The sequence below is a fragment of the Pseudonocardia yuanmonensis genome (assembly GCF_039542425.1).
In the GTDB taxonomy this organism is placed as follows: Bacteria; Actinomycetota; Actinomycetes; order Mycobacteriales; family Pseudonocardiaceae; genus Pseudonocardia; species Pseudonocardia yuanmonensis.
Window position 1 is genome coordinate 37,261 of record NZ_BAABIC010000031.1, and the last position, 13,251, is coordinate 50,511.

At 71.5% G+C, this 13,251-nt stretch carries 13 protein-coding genes; 10 read left to right on the plus strand and 3 right to left on the minus strand.

What is annotated here, in order from left to right; all coding sequences use genetic code 11:
- Positions 1-14: 14 nt before the first annotated feature.
- The 3 genes from ABD990_RS30875 to ABD990_RS30885 all read right to left on the minus strand — a co-directional run bounded on the left by ABD990_RS30875 (position 15) and on the right by ABD990_RS30885 (position 3,412).
- A complete protein-coding gene (locus tag ABD990_RS30875) occupies positions 15-1,088 on the minus strand; it encodes an aminoglycoside phosphotransferase/kinase family protein (protein WP_345384318.1) in 1,074 nt (357 codons plus the stop codon).
- Positions 1,085-2,596 (minus strand): class I adenylate-forming enzyme family protein, encoded by a 1,512-nt coding sequence (locus ABD990_RS30880; protein ID WP_345384319.1) that lies wholly within the window; start codon positions 2,594-2,596, stop codon positions 1,085-1,087. Before ABD990_RS30880 ends, ABD990_RS30875 begins: the two co-directional genes overlap by 4 nt.
- Positions 2,597-2,779: 183 nt before the next feature.
- The gene (locus ABD990_RS30885; RefSeq protein ID WP_345384320.1) at positions 2,780-3,412 is read right to left on the minus strand and encodes a TetR family transcriptional regulator; all 633 of its coding nucleotides are present in this window, start codon (positions 3,410-3,412) and stop codon (positions 2,780-2,782) included.
- 116 nt (positions 3,413-3,528) lie between these two features.
- Between ABD990_RS30885 and ABD990_RS30890 the strand changes: the two genes are divergently transcribed.
- From ABD990_RS30890 to ABD990_RS30935, 10 genes are all read left to right on the plus strand, one after another.
- Entirely contained in the window at positions 3,529-4,281 is a 753-nt protein-coding gene (locus ABD990_RS30890; protein WP_345384321.1) for an SDR family NAD(P)-dependent oxidoreductase, read from the plus strand.
- A gap of 133 nt (positions 4,282-4,414) precedes the next feature.
- Positions 4,415-5,830, plus strand: a complete 1,416-nt coding sequence (locus tag ABD990_RS30895) for an aldehyde dehydrogenase family protein (protein ID WP_345384322.1) — start codon at positions 4,415-4,417, stop codon at positions 5,828-5,830.
- Positions 5,831-6,080: 250 nt separating this feature from the next.
- Positions 6,081-7,271: an aromatic ring-hydroxylating oxygenase subunit alpha gene (locus ABD990_RS30900; protein WP_345384323.1), complete on the plus strand. Its 1,191-nt coding sequence runs from the start codon at positions 6,081-6,083 to the stop codon at positions 7,269-7,271.
- 10 nt (positions 7,272-7,281) lie between these two features.
- Complete coding sequence (locus tag ABD990_RS30905; protein WP_345384324.1) at positions 7,282-7,716, plus strand: Zn-ribbon domain-containing OB-fold protein; 435 nt, start codon at positions 7,282-7,284, stop codon at positions 7,714-7,716.
- Positions 7,716-8,885, plus strand: coding sequence for a thiolase C-terminal domain-containing protein (locus ABD990_RS30910; RefSeq protein ID WP_345384325.1), 1,170 nt, complete (start codon positions 7,716-7,718; stop codon positions 8,883-8,885). Before ABD990_RS30905 ends, ABD990_RS30910 begins: the two co-directional genes overlap by 1 nt.
- 8 nt (positions 8,886-8,893) lie before the next feature.
- Complete coding sequence (locus tag ABD990_RS30915; protein ID WP_345384327.1) at positions 8,894-9,355, plus strand: cupin domain-containing protein; 462 nt, start codon at positions 8,894-8,896, stop codon at positions 9,353-9,355.
- A gap of 40 nt (positions 9,356-9,395) precedes the next feature.
- Positions 9,396-10,748, plus strand: coding sequence for an MFS transporter (locus tag ABD990_RS30920; RefSeq protein ID WP_345384328.1), 1,353 nt, complete (start codon positions 9,396-9,398; stop codon positions 10,746-10,748).
- On the plus strand, positions 10,745-11,203 hold the full coding sequence (locus tag ABD990_RS30925) for a lipocalin-like domain-containing protein (protein ID WP_345384329.1): 459 nt from the start codon (positions 10,745-10,747) through the stop codon (positions 11,201-11,203). Before ABD990_RS30920 ends, ABD990_RS30925 begins: the two co-directional genes overlap by 4 nt.
- Before the next feature lie 36 nt (positions 11,204-11,239).
- Positions 11,240-12,442 carry a cytochrome P450 gene (locus ABD990_RS30930; RefSeq protein WP_345384330.1) on the plus strand — a complete coding sequence of 401 codons (1,203 nt, stop codon included), beginning with the start codon at positions 11,240-11,242 and terminating at the stop codon, positions 12,440-12,442.
- Positions 12,439-13,236 carry an SDR family NAD(P)-dependent oxidoreductase gene (locus ABD990_RS30935; RefSeq protein ID WP_345384331.1) on the plus strand — a complete coding sequence of 266 codons (798 nt, stop codon included), beginning with the start codon at positions 12,439-12,441 and terminating at the stop codon, positions 13,234-13,236. Before ABD990_RS30930 ends, ABD990_RS30935 begins: the two co-directional genes overlap by 4 nt.
- The last annotated feature ends 15 nt before the right edge of the window (positions 13,237-13,251 follow it).

Below are 13,251 nucleotides of genomic sequence, written 5' to 3' on the forward strand. Positions count from 1 at the left end.
TGACGGGGCGCGAGTCATTGGCCGAGAGCGGCCAGGGTGTCGTGGTCGGCGACGGCCGCGGCGTAGCGCTCACCCATCAGCCGACAGACGTCCTCGCCCTGCTTCTCGGGCGGGCACACGGCGAAGAGCAGGCCGTGCAGGTGGTGGCGGCGGTAGGCCGCCCAGGCCTCGTCGAAGGTCGGTGCGGGGGCCCCGGTCGCGGCGAGCGCCGCCAGGTAGGTCTGCAGCAGGTCGCGTTCACACGCTCGTCGGGTCTCGACGTCCAGGGCGCCCACCAGGAAGTACGCCGTGTCGTCCGACCACGGGCCGAGGCACGCGACCTGCCAGTCGAGGAAGCGGATCACGCCGTCGACGAGGTAGGTGTTGCCGATGTGCGGGTCGCCGTGGGCGAGCGACTGGACCTCGGCGTCGTCGATCTCCCACAGGCGGTGCATCGCCCGCTCGACCCGGCGCCGGTCCCGCATTGCGGGGGTGAACGAGTCCGTGGTCGGCCGCTCCATCGCCGCCGCCCAGTGGGCCTCGGAGAGGAAGCCCGTGACGACGGTCCGGTACTGGGGCGAGCCGACGACGAGCCAGGGCGTGGCACCGGGGCCGGTGCGGTCCCAGCTGCGCCCGTGCATGTCGGCCAGCAGCTCCAGCGCGGCCGCGACCTGGTCGGGGGTGTAGCGGTCCTGCGGTCGGCCGAACGCGACACCCGGCCCGCGCAGGTCGTCGAGCACGACGAGGCCCTGCTCGCCGCCCTGTCCCTCACCGTCGTCGACCTCGGTGCCCCAGCAGCGGGGCACGACGTCGCCGAGCGCGGGGGCGATGTCGGCGTAGAAGCGGGCCTCGGCGCGGTAGCCGCGGTGCCCGAGGGCGCGCAGGGCGTCGTCGAACCCGCCTTTGAGGCACAACGCCTCCGGCGGGCCGCCCGGTGGGTTCGCGGCGTAGCGGACCTTCAGCATCACCTTCGTCGCGGTGCCCCACACCACCGAGTCGACGGTCACCTCCGCGACCTCGACCCCGGGGGTGGTGCGCCCGAGGATCCCGGTGAGCCACTGCGGGGTGATCTCCGACAACGACGTCGGGGACCCGGCCGCCGTGCTCATCGCACCTTGGCGTGCGTGGTGGGGACGTCGGCGTAGAGCTCCCGGATCTCGCGTCGGGCGATCTTGCCGCTCGCCATTCGCGGCAGTGGGCCCGCGGAGCGCACCACGTAGCGGGGCACCTTGTACCCGGCGAGGTGCTCGGTGCAGTGGGCGACGACGGCCTCCGCATCGGGCGCCTCGAGCCCGTGCACCACCGCCGCCGGGGTCTCGCCGAACCGCTCGTCGGCCACAGGGACCACGCACACCTCGTCGACCCCGGGCAGCCCGGCGATCACGTTCTCGATCTCCGATGGTGCGATGTTGTAGCCGCCGGAGATGATCAGGTCCTTCATTCGGTCGACCATGCGGATCAGCCCGGTCTCGTCGGCGACGCCGAGGTCGCCGGTGTGGAACCAGCCGCCCCGCCACGCCGCCTCGGTCGCCTCGGGGTTGCGCCAGTACCCCGGCGTGATCGACGGGCCCTTGGCGACGATCTCGCCCTCCTCGCCGGGCGCGCACTCGGTCCCGTCCGGCCGAACGACCCGGTGCGGGGTGAAGACCGAGCCGCGGCCCACCGCCTCCGGGTGCGCGATCGCCTCCTCGACGGGGTTCATCGACGACAGCCCGTGCAGCTCCGTCATCCCGTAGGACTGCCGCAGCACCACACCCTTGTCCAGCCAGACCTTCAGGTTGTCCGGGGACACGCGCGCGCCGGCCACGGTGGCCAGCTGGATGCAGGACAGGTCGGCATCGGCGAACTCGGGCAGTGCGGACATCTGCTCGAACAGCAGCGGGACGCCGCACACCACCTCGACGCGTCGCTCACTGATCCGCTGCAGCATCGCCTTGGCGTCGAACCCGCGCTCGTAGAACAGGGTCATCCCGCGCGTGAGCGGGTGCAGGACGTGCCATGGCAGGCCCGGCATGCCGGACATCGACAGCACGAAGATCATCCGGCCACCCGGCCGCATCACCGGCTCGGTCACCGCGAACTCGGTGAGGAAGCTGACGAAGCTGCGGTGCGAGAGCGTGACGCCCTTGGGCTTCGAGGTGGTGCCGCTGGTGTAGACGATGATCGCGACGTCGTCGGGGTCAACGGCGGGTGGCGGCACGGGAGTGTGCGGTGCCGTGCGCTGCTCGGCGAAGGACTCCATCGGCAGCAGCCGGATCGGGTCGTCCCCGATCGCTTCCGCCATCCGCTCGGCGGAGGCCTCGTCGGCGACCACGGCGACGGGCTCGGCGTCGGTGAGCTGGTGACGGAACTCCGTCGCCGTGAAGCGGTTGTTGAACGGGACGGCGACGGCGCCGAGCTTCAGGGCGCCGATCGCCGAGGCGATCCACTCGAGACTGTTGGCGCCGACGAAGCCGACCCGGTCCCCGGTGCCGACGCCGAGCCCGGCGAGCCGGTGGGCGGCGTTGTCGGTCCAGCGGTCGAGGGTCGCGTAGTCGACCTCGTCCGTGCCGTCGAAGACGACCGCGAGGCGGTCGGGGTTGTTGCGCGCCCACCAGCGGACGCCGTCGGTGATCATGCGGTTCTCCCGGTGGTGGGCAGGAGAGAGTGGCGCCGAACGCGCAGCGAATCGGGACGCGAGGGCATTCGTCCGCACTCCTGTCTGCATTGACGAGGTATCGCACGGAAATGGTTCGGAAAGCGCCGAACGAAACTTACCTTACGAGGGTAGGTAGAAGGGTGTCAAGGGTCGCCGTCGCCGTCAGGGCCGGCGTTCGAGGCGCGGGTCGTCGATGCCGCGCAGGAAGGTCCGGATGGACTCGGCCCACAGCGTCTCGGGGTCGAGGTCGTTGGCGTCGATCGCGCGCGTGAGCGCCGGCTCCGTCACGGGGTCGACGTCGGGGAAGATCTCCTTGCGGCTCGCCGGGCGCTTCATCGCCTCGGTCAGCGCAGCGCCCAGGGTGAAGCGGTCCAGCCCGTCGAGCACGAGAACCTGCAGGTGGTCGGGCACGCCGACCTCGGAGAGGAAGGCCGCCGAGATCTCGTAGACGGGGGCGAAGACGTCCCGCGGCATGAACTGGAGAAGCACGGGCGCGGCGTTGGCATGTCGGAGGATCGTCCGCCGGAAGTTCAGGCTCTGGACCACGAAGTACTCGATCCAGTTGTCGGGATCGCGCTCGCGGGGCCGCGGCGTCTCCAGCACGATCGCCCGGGCGACCGCCTCGAGGATCGAGGCCTTGTCCGGGAAGTGGTAGTAGAGCGACGGTGCCTGCACGTTCATCTCGCGGGCGAGCCGCTTCAGGCTGAACGCCTCCAGGCCCTCCTCGTCGATGATCGCCAACGCCGACGACACGATCGACGAGTAGCTCAGAAGGGGCTGTGCGGGCCGCGGCATGCGCGGATTATGGTGCAACCACGATCGCGCCGAGGACTACTCTCACCTATTAGCGTAAGGTATGTTCGCCACCCATCCTGAGGTCCGTCGTGGACACGGAGAGGGAGGACCGGCCCATGGGTGTGCTGGACGGGAAGATCGCGCTGGTGACGGGGGGAGCCTCGGGGATCGGGCTGGCGTCGGCCCGAGCGCTGGCGGAGGCGGGTGCGGCGGTGGCGATCGCGGACCTCGACGCCGATCGCGGTGAGTCCACGGCGAAGGAGCTGGTCGCCGCGGGCGCCCGCAGCCTCTTCGTGCGGACGGACGCCACCGACGAGGAGCAGGTCGCGGCCATGGTCGGCCGCGTCGTCGACGAGTTCGGCGGCCTCGACCTGGCCCTGAACAACGTGGGGCGCGGTGAGCTCGGCCGCACCGTCACCACCACGACGCTGGAGAAGTGGAACTGGATCCTCGGCATGTCCCTGACCTCGGCGTGGCTGGGGATGAAGTACGAGATCCCCGCGATGCTCGCCCGGGGCGGCGGGGCGATCGTGAACATGGCGTCGAGCGCCGGGATGAGCCCGCAGACGACCGCCTCGCCGGCCTACGCGGCGGCGAAGGCCGGGGTCGTGCACCTGACCCGGTACGCCGCGAAGCAGTACGCCGCGGAGGGGATCCGGGTGAACGCCGTCGCGCCCGGACTGACCCTCACCCCGACCGTCGAGGCCTGGTTCAGCCCGGAGGCGATCGCCGAGCAGGTGTCGAGCGGGCAGTTCGTGGAGCGGGCGGTGTCGCCCGAGGAGGTGGCGGCCGCCGTCGTGTACCTCTGCTCGCCCGCCGCCGCAATGGTCACCGGGCACACGCTCCCGGTCAGCGGGGGAGTCGCCTGAGCGGCGTGGTTGACACCGTTCTATCTACACCCGTAAGGTAAAGATCGGTCGCCGCGGAATTGTCGCGGCCCTGTTGCCGGCGGCGATTCTGCCGCCATTCCCGGAGCCTGCCCGACGAAGGGGAGTGCACGTCGTGACCTTCGATCTGTACGTGGACGGGGCGTGGACCGCCTCGGCGAGCACGGAGCGGGTGGAGGTGCTGAACCCGGCCACCGAGGAGCGGATCGGCGACGTGCCCGCGGGCTCGCCCGAGGACGTCGACCTCGCGGTCGCCGCGGCCAGCCGGGCCCTCGAGGGGTGGGCCGCGACGGACCCGGGGGAGCGGGCCAAGCTCGTCTCCCGGCTGGCGGACGAGCTGGAGCGCCGCCAGGACGAGATCACCGAGATCGTGGTGGCGGAGGTCGGCACGCCGCGGCGCACCGCGCGCTGGGCCCAGGTCGGCCTCGGCATCGTCGACCTGCGGGAGGCGGCGTCCGCGGCGGCGGACTTCCCGTGGGAGGAGCCGCTGCGCAACTCGCTGATCGTGCGCGAGCCGGTCGGCGTCGTCGGCGCCATCACGCCGTGGAACTACCCGCTGCACCAGATCACCGCCAAGATCGGCGCCGCGTTCGCCGCGGGTTGCACGGTCGTCGTCAAGGCCAGCGAGGTCGCCCCGCTGACCGCGCGGGCGCTCACCGAGGCGATCGACGCCATCGGCGTGCCGCCCGGGGTGTTCAACCTGGTCAACGGGTACGGGCCGATCGTCGGCGAGGCGCTGGCCGTCCACCCGGACGTCGACATGGTCAGCTTCACCGGCTCCAACGCGGTCGGCAAGCGGATCCTGGAGCTGGCCGCGGGCACGGTGAAGCGCGTGTCGGTGGAGCTCGGCGGCAAAAGCGCCGCCGTGCTGCTCGACGACCTGTCCGAGGAGGAGTTCGCCAAGGCCGTCCCGCACACCGTGCGGGCCTGCTACATGAACGGCGGGCAGTCCTGCAACGCGCAGACCCGCATGCTCGTCCCGCGCACCCGGCTCGCCGCGGCCGAGGAGCTCGCGAAGGCCGCGGCCGAGGCCTACGCGCCCGGCGACCCGACCGCCGACGCCACCAAGCTCGGCCCGATGGTGACCGCGGCGCAGCGGGACAAGATCCTGCGCTACATCCGCACCGGGGTCGAGGAGGGCGCGCGGCTGGTCACCGGCTCGCCGGAGGCGCCCGAGGGGCCCGGCTTCTACGTGCGGCCGACGGTGCTCTCCGACGTCGCGCCCACGGCCACCGTGGCGCAGGAGGAGATCTTCGGGCCGGTGCTGTCGATCATCCCGTTCGACTCCGAGGAGGAGGCGGTGGCGATCGCCAACGGCACGATCTTCGGCATCGCCGGGGCGGTGTGGTCCACCGACAAGGGCCACGCCCAGTCCGTCGCGCGCCGGATGAAGGCGACGCAGATCGAGGTCAACGGCGGCCGGTTCAACGGCGCAGCGCCCTTCGGCGGGTTCAAGCAGTCCGGCCACGGCCGCGAGGGTGGCGCGTTCGGACTCGAGGAGTTCGTCGAGATCAAGAGCCTGCAGCTGTAGAGCTGCGTCTTGACCCCGTCAACCTAACCCAATAAGGTGACGGCGACCATGCAGCCGGAAACGGTGCGTGGCGGCGCCACCATCGACCGGGCGACCCGTGGATCGCACCCTTTCCTAGGTCGCGCGAGCGGATTCTCCCGGTCGCGTTTCCCGTTCCCGACAGTCGTCCGTCGCGGACGACGAGCCCCGAGCCGTCCCACCACCACCGCACGATCCACAGTGGAGGGCGGCCCTCAGGAGGAGGGCCCCGATGGTGTACGCCGACCTGCCCTACGACGCCGAGACGAAGGCGGGCTTCGCCCGCGTCCTCTTCGACCACCTCGACAACCGCACCACCGACCTCGCGCCCGAGGTCCTCGAGATCGACGCGCGCGTGTACTCGGACCCGGCGCTGGCCGCGCGCGAGCGGGCCGACCTGTTCGGCCACGTGCCGGTCATCGCTGCACACGGCAGCGAGCTGCCCAAGCGCAACGACTTCCTCGTGGCCCAGCTGCCGAACAACGAGGTGGTGCTGGTCCGCCAGGCCGACGGTCAGGTGCGCGGCTTCGTCAACACCTGCCGACACCGCGGCGCCCGGCTGGTGAACGAGGACACCGGCTCCCGGCGGTTCTTCTCCTGCCGCTACCACGGGTGGTCCTACGCCGGGGACGGGTCGCTGCGCACGATCGCCGAGGAGTCGACGTTCGGCAGCGTGGACAAGTCGTGCCTGGGGCTCAAGGAGGTCCCGGTCGAGGAGCGGCACGGCTTCGTCTGGGTCGTCGACTCCGCCGCGGGCGACCGCAAGATCGACGTCGGCGAGTGGCTGGGCCCGGAGTTCGAGGCCTCCCTGGGCGCCCTGGAGATGGACCGCTACACCTGCTACGTCGCGGGGAACTTCGACGTGGACATCAACTGGAAGGTGCTCATGGACGCCTTCCTCGACGGCTACCACATCGCCTACGCCCACACCGGCACCGTCGCGCCGTACTTCTACAACAACCTGCAGACCTGGCAGCCGATGGGTCGGCACGGCCGGATGGTCTCCGCGCGCAAGAGCATCGACAAGGTCCGCGGCCAGAACCCGGAGACCGCCGAGATCGACCGGCACGTCACCGTCGCGCACTTCCTCATGCCGAACATGAGCGTGCTCCGTCAGCCGGACCACCTCGAGGTCCTCAACTTCGTGCCCGCGCCGGGCACCGCCGCGGGCACCCGGATGCAGATGCGGATCCTGACCCGCGAGCCCGCCGTGACCGACGAGCAGAAGGCCCGCTGGGACAAGAACTGGAACATCCTGATGGCGGTGCTGCGGGACGAGGACCTCGTGGTCAACGAGGGGCTGCAGAAGGCCGTGTCCAACACCGACATCGGGCCGCTGTACTTCGGCCGCAACGAGATCGCCAACCAGCACTTCCACCGCTGGATGGCAGCTGCGCTCGACGACCCCCGGCACTGGGGCTGAGGAGGGATCCGTGGAGTACGAGTTCTACGCCCACCGGATCACCGGGGGCATCGGGGCGGACGACCGCTTCTGGGAGTCCCTGGAGGAGGGCGAGTTCCGGCTGCCCCGCTGCGCGGACTGCAAGCGCTGGATGTGGCCCGCGCACTTCCGCTGCGGGCAGTGCGGCTCGTGGGAGCAGCTCTGGGAGCCGGTCGAGATGAGCGGGCGCATCTACTCCTGGACGCGCGCCCACTACGCGTTCGACCGCACGAAGGAGCGCACCGAGGACCTGCCGTACGTCGTGGTCGTCGCCGAGGTGCCCGCGGCGGACGGGGCGCGCGTGGTAGGCGTGCTCGCCGGGCCCGATGAGGGTGTGCACGTCGGCGCGGAGGTGCGCGGGCACATCGACCCGCCGTCGGAGAAGGCGAAGGGGTACCCGGCCGTGCGGTGGAGCGTGGTGAACTAATGGTCAACGCGATCATGCGGGGGACGACCGCCGTCGTCGGCGTCGGGCAGACCCCCTGGTACAAGCGGGGCACCTCCGGGGAGCCCGCCCTCAAGCTGGCCATGCGCGCCATCGTGGCCGCCGCGGAGGACGCCGGGATCGACCCGTCGGAGATCGACGGGTTCGTCTCCTACGGCTCCGAGCGCAACGACGGCCAGCGCATGATGCCCGCGCTCGGCACGAAGGAGCTGCGCTTCGGGGCGCTGGTGTGGACCCACGGCGGCGGCATCCCGGGCGCGCTCGGCCTCGCGGCGACGGCCATCGTCACCGGCCAGGCGAACGTCGTCGTGGTGTACCGGGCGATGTCGGAGTACCGCGGCCGCCGGCTGCGGGTGGACGTCGCGCAGGACGACACGTCACCCCAGCACCTGGTCAACGGTCTGGACTCGCCCGCGCAGATGTGCGCGCTGCGGTCGATACGGCTGATCGAGGCGGAGGGCGTGCCCGCGCGCACGCTGCGGGACATGGCGCTGGCCTCGTACCACCACGCGAAGCGCAACCCCCGGGCCATCGGCCGCGACACCGAGCTCGACGCCGAGACCTACGAGGAGTCCCGCTGGGTCTCCGAGCCCTACCACCTCTTCGACTGCTCCAGGGAGAACGACGCGGGGTCCGCCGTCATCCTGGTGTCCGCGGAGCGGGCGAAGGACCTCAAGCAGACGCCCGCCTACCTGCTCGGCGCGCCGATGGGTGCCGCGCAGGGCTGGGGGATGCTCGAGGAGAGCGGCAACCCGTACTGGTCCGCCGGTTTCCAGGGCGTGGCCGACCGGCTGTGGGCGGACACCGGCTATGGCCCGGGGGACGTCGACGTCGCCCAGATCTACGAGAACATGACCGGGATGGGCGTGTCCGCCCTGATCGAGCACGGCTTCTGCACGCCGGAGAGCGCGGGGGAGTTCGTCACGTTCGACAACCTCGTCGCGCCGAACGGGGGCCTGCCGATCAACACCTCGGGCGGCAACCTCGCCGAGGGCTTCATCCACGGCATGAGCCTGGTCGGCGAGGCCGTTCGGCAGATCCGCGGCACCTCCACCAACCAGGTGCCGGACGCGAACCTGTCCCTGATGACCGGCGGGCCTGGCGATCCGGTCGTCTCCACGGCGCTGTTCGCGAGCGCGGCGGCCCTCTGATGCGACGCGTGGTGACCGGCGAGGGCCCGGACGGGCGGTCGTACGTCGTCTCCGACGGCAAGGCGACGACGGCCGAGGTCGGCACGATGGACCTCGACCTGTTGTGGCGCAACGACACCGTGCCGACCCTTCCGGCTCCCACAGAGGTCCCGGGCGAGGTGGCGTTCCCACCGGCCGGCGGGGTCTGGGTCATCACCTGGACCATCCCCGCGGGCACGACCGGCGAGGACCCGGACGACATCGTGCAGAGCACGGGGGAACGACCGGGCTTCCACTCGACGGACTCGGTGGACGTGAACGTGGTCCTGTCCGGCGAGGTCGTGCTCGAGCTCGACGAGGGCGAGGTCGCGCTGCGTGCCGGCGATCTCGTCGTGGTGAACGGCAGCAGGCACGCCTGGCAGAACAGGTCGTCGGAGCCGGTGCGGGTGCTCTCGACGATCGTCGGGGGCACCCGCACACCCACCACCTGACGCTCGACGTCATCGTCGACAGAGAGTACGAGGAGCCACCATGTCCCGACCCGCCGCGCGTACCGCGGGGTCCAGGGCGGTCGTCCTGACCTGCCTCGCGGTCACCGTCCTCGACGGCATCGACCTGCTGATGTTCGGCGCCGTCATGCCCGTCCTGATCCAGAACAAGGAATGGGGCATCACGGCGGTCGAGGCCGGATTCATCGGCAGCCTCTCGCTGTTCGGGATGATGCTCGGCGCGATGCTCGCCGGGTACCTCACCGACATCGTCGGCCGCCGACCCATCGTGCTCGCCTGCGTCGCGAGCTTCAGCATCTTCACCGGGCTGTGCGCGGTGGCGACCAACCTGCAGATGTTCGGCGCCTTCCGCCTGCTGGCCGGCCTCGGCTTCGGCGGGGCGCTGCCCACGGTGATCGCGCTGACGATGGAGTACGTGCGGATCGAGCGTCGGCAGTTCTACAACGGCGTGATCCAGACCGGGTTCCCGATCGGTGGCGCGATCATCGCCGTGTTGGCGATCTTCGTGATCCCGGCGTTCGGCTGGCAGTCGCTCTTCGCCGCGGCCGGGGTGATCGGCATCGGTCTCTTCGCCGTCGCGTACCGGAACCTGCCGGAGTCGCTGGCCTTCCTCGTGGCCCGGGGCCGGCACGAGGAGGCGCAGGCGCTGGCCGAGCGGTACGACCTGGGCCGCAGCGCCGAGTCGGCGGTCGCCCTGCAGGCCGCGCCGCCCGCCGCGGAGGGCCGGCGATCCGCCCTGCGGACCCTCTTCGTCCCGGGCTTCCGCCTCGCGACCGTGCTCTTCCCGCTGATCAGCTTCTTCGGGCTGCTCGTCTCCTACGGCATGAACACCTGGATCCCGCAGATCCTCCGGTCCACCGGCTACGACCTCGGCTCCGCGCTCACCTTCCTCCTGGCGTTCAACATCGGCAGCGCGATCGGCATGGTCGTCCTCACCGGGCTGGCGGACCGCTTCGGGTCCCGCAAGGTGATCTCGACCGGCTTCGTCCTGGGCGCCCTGGCCGTCGCCACGCTGACGCTCGGCCCGGCGCAGGGCGTGGTCTTCGCACTGGTGCTCCTGATCGGGTTCTGCGCGTCGTCCCAGACCGCCGTCTACGGGTTCGCGGGGATCTACTACCCGGCGGCCTCGCGGGGGACCGTCCTCGGCCTCTGCGCGGGCCTCGGCCGGCTCGGCGGCGTCGTCGGGCCGATCATGGTGGGTCTCATCATGGCCACCTCCGCCGGTGCGACCGGCGCCTTCTGGGCCTTCGCGGCCGTGGGTGTCGCGGCGTCCGTCCTCGTGGCGGCGGTGCCCCGCAGCGGGCTCGCCGACCGCCGCGCCGAGCCGCGGCCTGTCGCCGAGCCGGGTGCCTCCGAGACCCCGGCCACCGCATGAGCACGAGCGAGCGCACAGCACTCTCCGCCGAGCAGCTGTACGGCACCTGGGACCTGGTCCGCTTCGTCCGGCTCGTCGACGGCGAGGTCATCGGCGACGTCCTCGGACCCGATCCCGTGGGCCGGATTAGCTACCAGCCCGACGGACGGGTGACGGCACTGCTCATGCAGCGCGAGCGCGCCTGGCCCGTCGACGGCGACTTCCTGCAGGTCGACGACGCCACCCGCGGTGCTGCCGCCCTCGGGTTCGTCGGCTACGGCGGCTGGTTCGAGCTCGACGGGGACGTCGTCACCCACCACCTCGACATCTCCCTCTACCCGGAGCACCCGGGCACGGACCTGGTCCGGGTCGCGCGCTGGGAGGGCGGCCTGCTGGTGCTGCGGACCGAGGAACGCCGTACCCGGTCGGGCCGCCTGCTGTATGACGAGCTGAGCTGGCGGCCGCTCACCCGCTGACCCGCACTCCGTCCCGACGACGATCGGAGTTCCGCCATGCCCACCCGAACCGAGGACGTCCCCGCCGAGCTGGTGGTGGACTTCGACATCGCCGATCCCGCCCTCGCCGTGCCGCACGAGACGCTGGCCGCGTACCAGGAGAAGACGCCGGTCGCCTGGTCGCCGCGGCACGGCGGGCACTGGATCCTCACCCGCTACGACGACTGCCACGAGGCCTGCCGGGACTGGGAGGTCTTCTCCGTCGAGAACGCGCAGGTCCCGCGCATCACCACCGAGCCCTCGATCCCGAACGAGATCGACCCGCCCGCGCACAAGCACTACCGGGACGTACTCAACCCGTTGTTCAGCCCGCGCCGGATGAAGGCCCTCGAGGACCGGATCCGCGGGGTGGCCGTCGAGCTGATCGACGCCTTCGCCGCGCGGGGGACCTGCGAGTTCGTGACCGAGTTCGCGCAGCCGATCACGGCGGGTACGTTCGTCGCGCTGATGGGCTGGCCCGCCGAGCACGCCCCGCAGTTCGACCGCTGGACCACCGACATGCTCGTCGGGAAGCCAGGGGCGTCCCCGGAGGAGGACGCCCGGGTCCGCTCCGAGGCCAACGACGCGGTCTTCGCCTACTTCGGCGACATGATCGCCCGGCGGAACGACCCGCGGCCGGACGACGTCATGTCCGTGCTGTTCACCTCTCGGTACGACGACGAGCGCCCGCTCACCGACACCGAGCTCCAGAAGATGTTGTGGCTGCTGATGGTCGGCGGCCTGCACACCGTCCGCGGGGTGCTGTCCTTCGGGATGTTGCACTTCCTGCGCGACCGCGCCCAGCGGGCGGCCCTGATCGCCGATCCCGGCCTCGCCGGGGCCGCGGCGGAGGAGCTGCTGCGCATCGACTCGCCGGTCGCGCTCGGCAGGCTCGTGAAGAAGCGGACGGTCGTGCGCGGGGTGACCCTCGAGCCCGGTGACCGGGTACTGCTGATGTCCTCGGCCGCGGGCCGCGACCCCGGCGAGTTCGAGGACCCGGACACTCTCCGGCTCGACCGCCCGACCAACCGCCACCTGGCCTTCGGGGCCGGGATCCACCGCTGCGTCGGCTCCCACCTGGCCCGCATCGAGATCCGCACGGCGCTGGAGGAGATCCACCGCCGGATGCCCGACTACGAGCTGGACGGGGATCCGGTGTTCCACCACAGCCAGGTGCGGGGGCTCGAGTCGCTGCCCCTGCGCTTCACCCCGTCCCGGTGAGCCCGGAGTCGACGAGCACCGCGAAGAAGCTCGACTTCAGCGGCCGTCGGGCGCTGGTGACCGGCGCGGCGTCGGGCATCGGCCGCGCGACGGCGCGGTGGCTCGACGAGGCCGGGGTCGCCGGGCTGATCCTCGTCGACGTCGATGCCGCGGGACTGGCGGCCGTCGACCTTTCGTGCGAGGTCCGACGGGTCGTCGGGGACGTCGGGGACACGGGTCTCTGGGAGCGGATCGAGGCCGAGACGTCGCGGCTCGACCACGCCGTGCTCAATGCCGGGGTGCCGCCGGCCGGTCTCTCCGTCGCGGACACGTCCGCGGAGCAGTGGCGCCGGGTCCTGGGCACGAACCTCGACGGCGCGTTCCACGGACTGCGGTGTGCGTTACGGCTGATGCGAGGCAGGGGCGGCAGCATCGTCCTGACCTCGTCGGTCGCCGGGATCAGGCCGATGGAGGGGACGGCGGACTACGGCGCGGCGAAGGCGGCCCTCATTCAGCTGGCGAAGGTCGCGGCCCTGGAGAACGCCGCCGACGGGATCCGGGTCAACACCGTCGTCCCGGGCAGTGTCAACTCCGGGATCCGCGAGGCGGGGCGCGACGCGGCCGAGATCGGCGTCGAGCCGCGGATCCGGGTGCCGGGTCGACCCGCGGACGAGCTCGCGGCCGAAATCGGCTTCTGGATCGACCACGGCGCGTCGCACCTGTCGTTCAGCACGATGGACGCCGGCCTGAGGTCGGTGGCGGAGCACCTGCGTCATCTGGAGAGCGCGCTGAGCACGGTCTCGCGAGGAGGGTGAACCTCCCGCCCCCTC

Coding starts and splice junctions, on each gene's coding strand:
- ABD990_RS30925 (WP_345384329.1), top strand. CDS start 10,745: ATGAGCACGAGCGAGCGCACAGCACTCTCCGCCGAGCAGCTGTACGGC.
- ABD990_RS30885 (WP_345384320.1), bottom strand. CDS start 3,412: ATGCCGCGGCCCGCACAGCCCCTTCTGAGCTACTCGTCGATCGTGTCG.
- ABD990_RS30880 (WP_345384319.1), bottom strand. CDS start 2,596: ATGATCACCGACGGCGTCCGCTGGTGGGCGCGCAACAACCCCGACCGC.
- ABD990_RS30930 (WP_345384330.1), top strand. CDS start 11,240: ATGCCCACCCGAACCGAGGACGTCCCCGCCGAGCTGGTGGTGGACTTC.
- ABD990_RS30910 (WP_345384325.1), top strand. CDS start 7,716: ATGGTCAACGCGATCATGCGGGGGACGACCGCCGTCGTCGGCGTCGGG.
- ABD990_RS30875 (WP_345384318.1), bottom strand. CDS start 1,088: ATGAGCACGGCGGCCGGGTCCCCGACGTCGTTGTCGGAGATCACCCCG.
- ABD990_RS30890 (WP_345384321.1), top strand. CDS start 3,529: ATGGGTGTGCTGGACGGGAAGATCGCGCTGGTGACGGGGGGAGCCTCG.
- ABD990_RS30900 (WP_345384323.1), top strand. CDS start 6,081: ATGGTGTACGCCGACCTGCCCTACGACGCCGAGACGAAGGCGGGCTTC.
- ABD990_RS30920 (WP_345384328.1), top strand. CDS start 9,396: ATGTCCCGACCCGCCGCGCGTACCGCGGGGTCCAGGGCGGTCGTCCTG.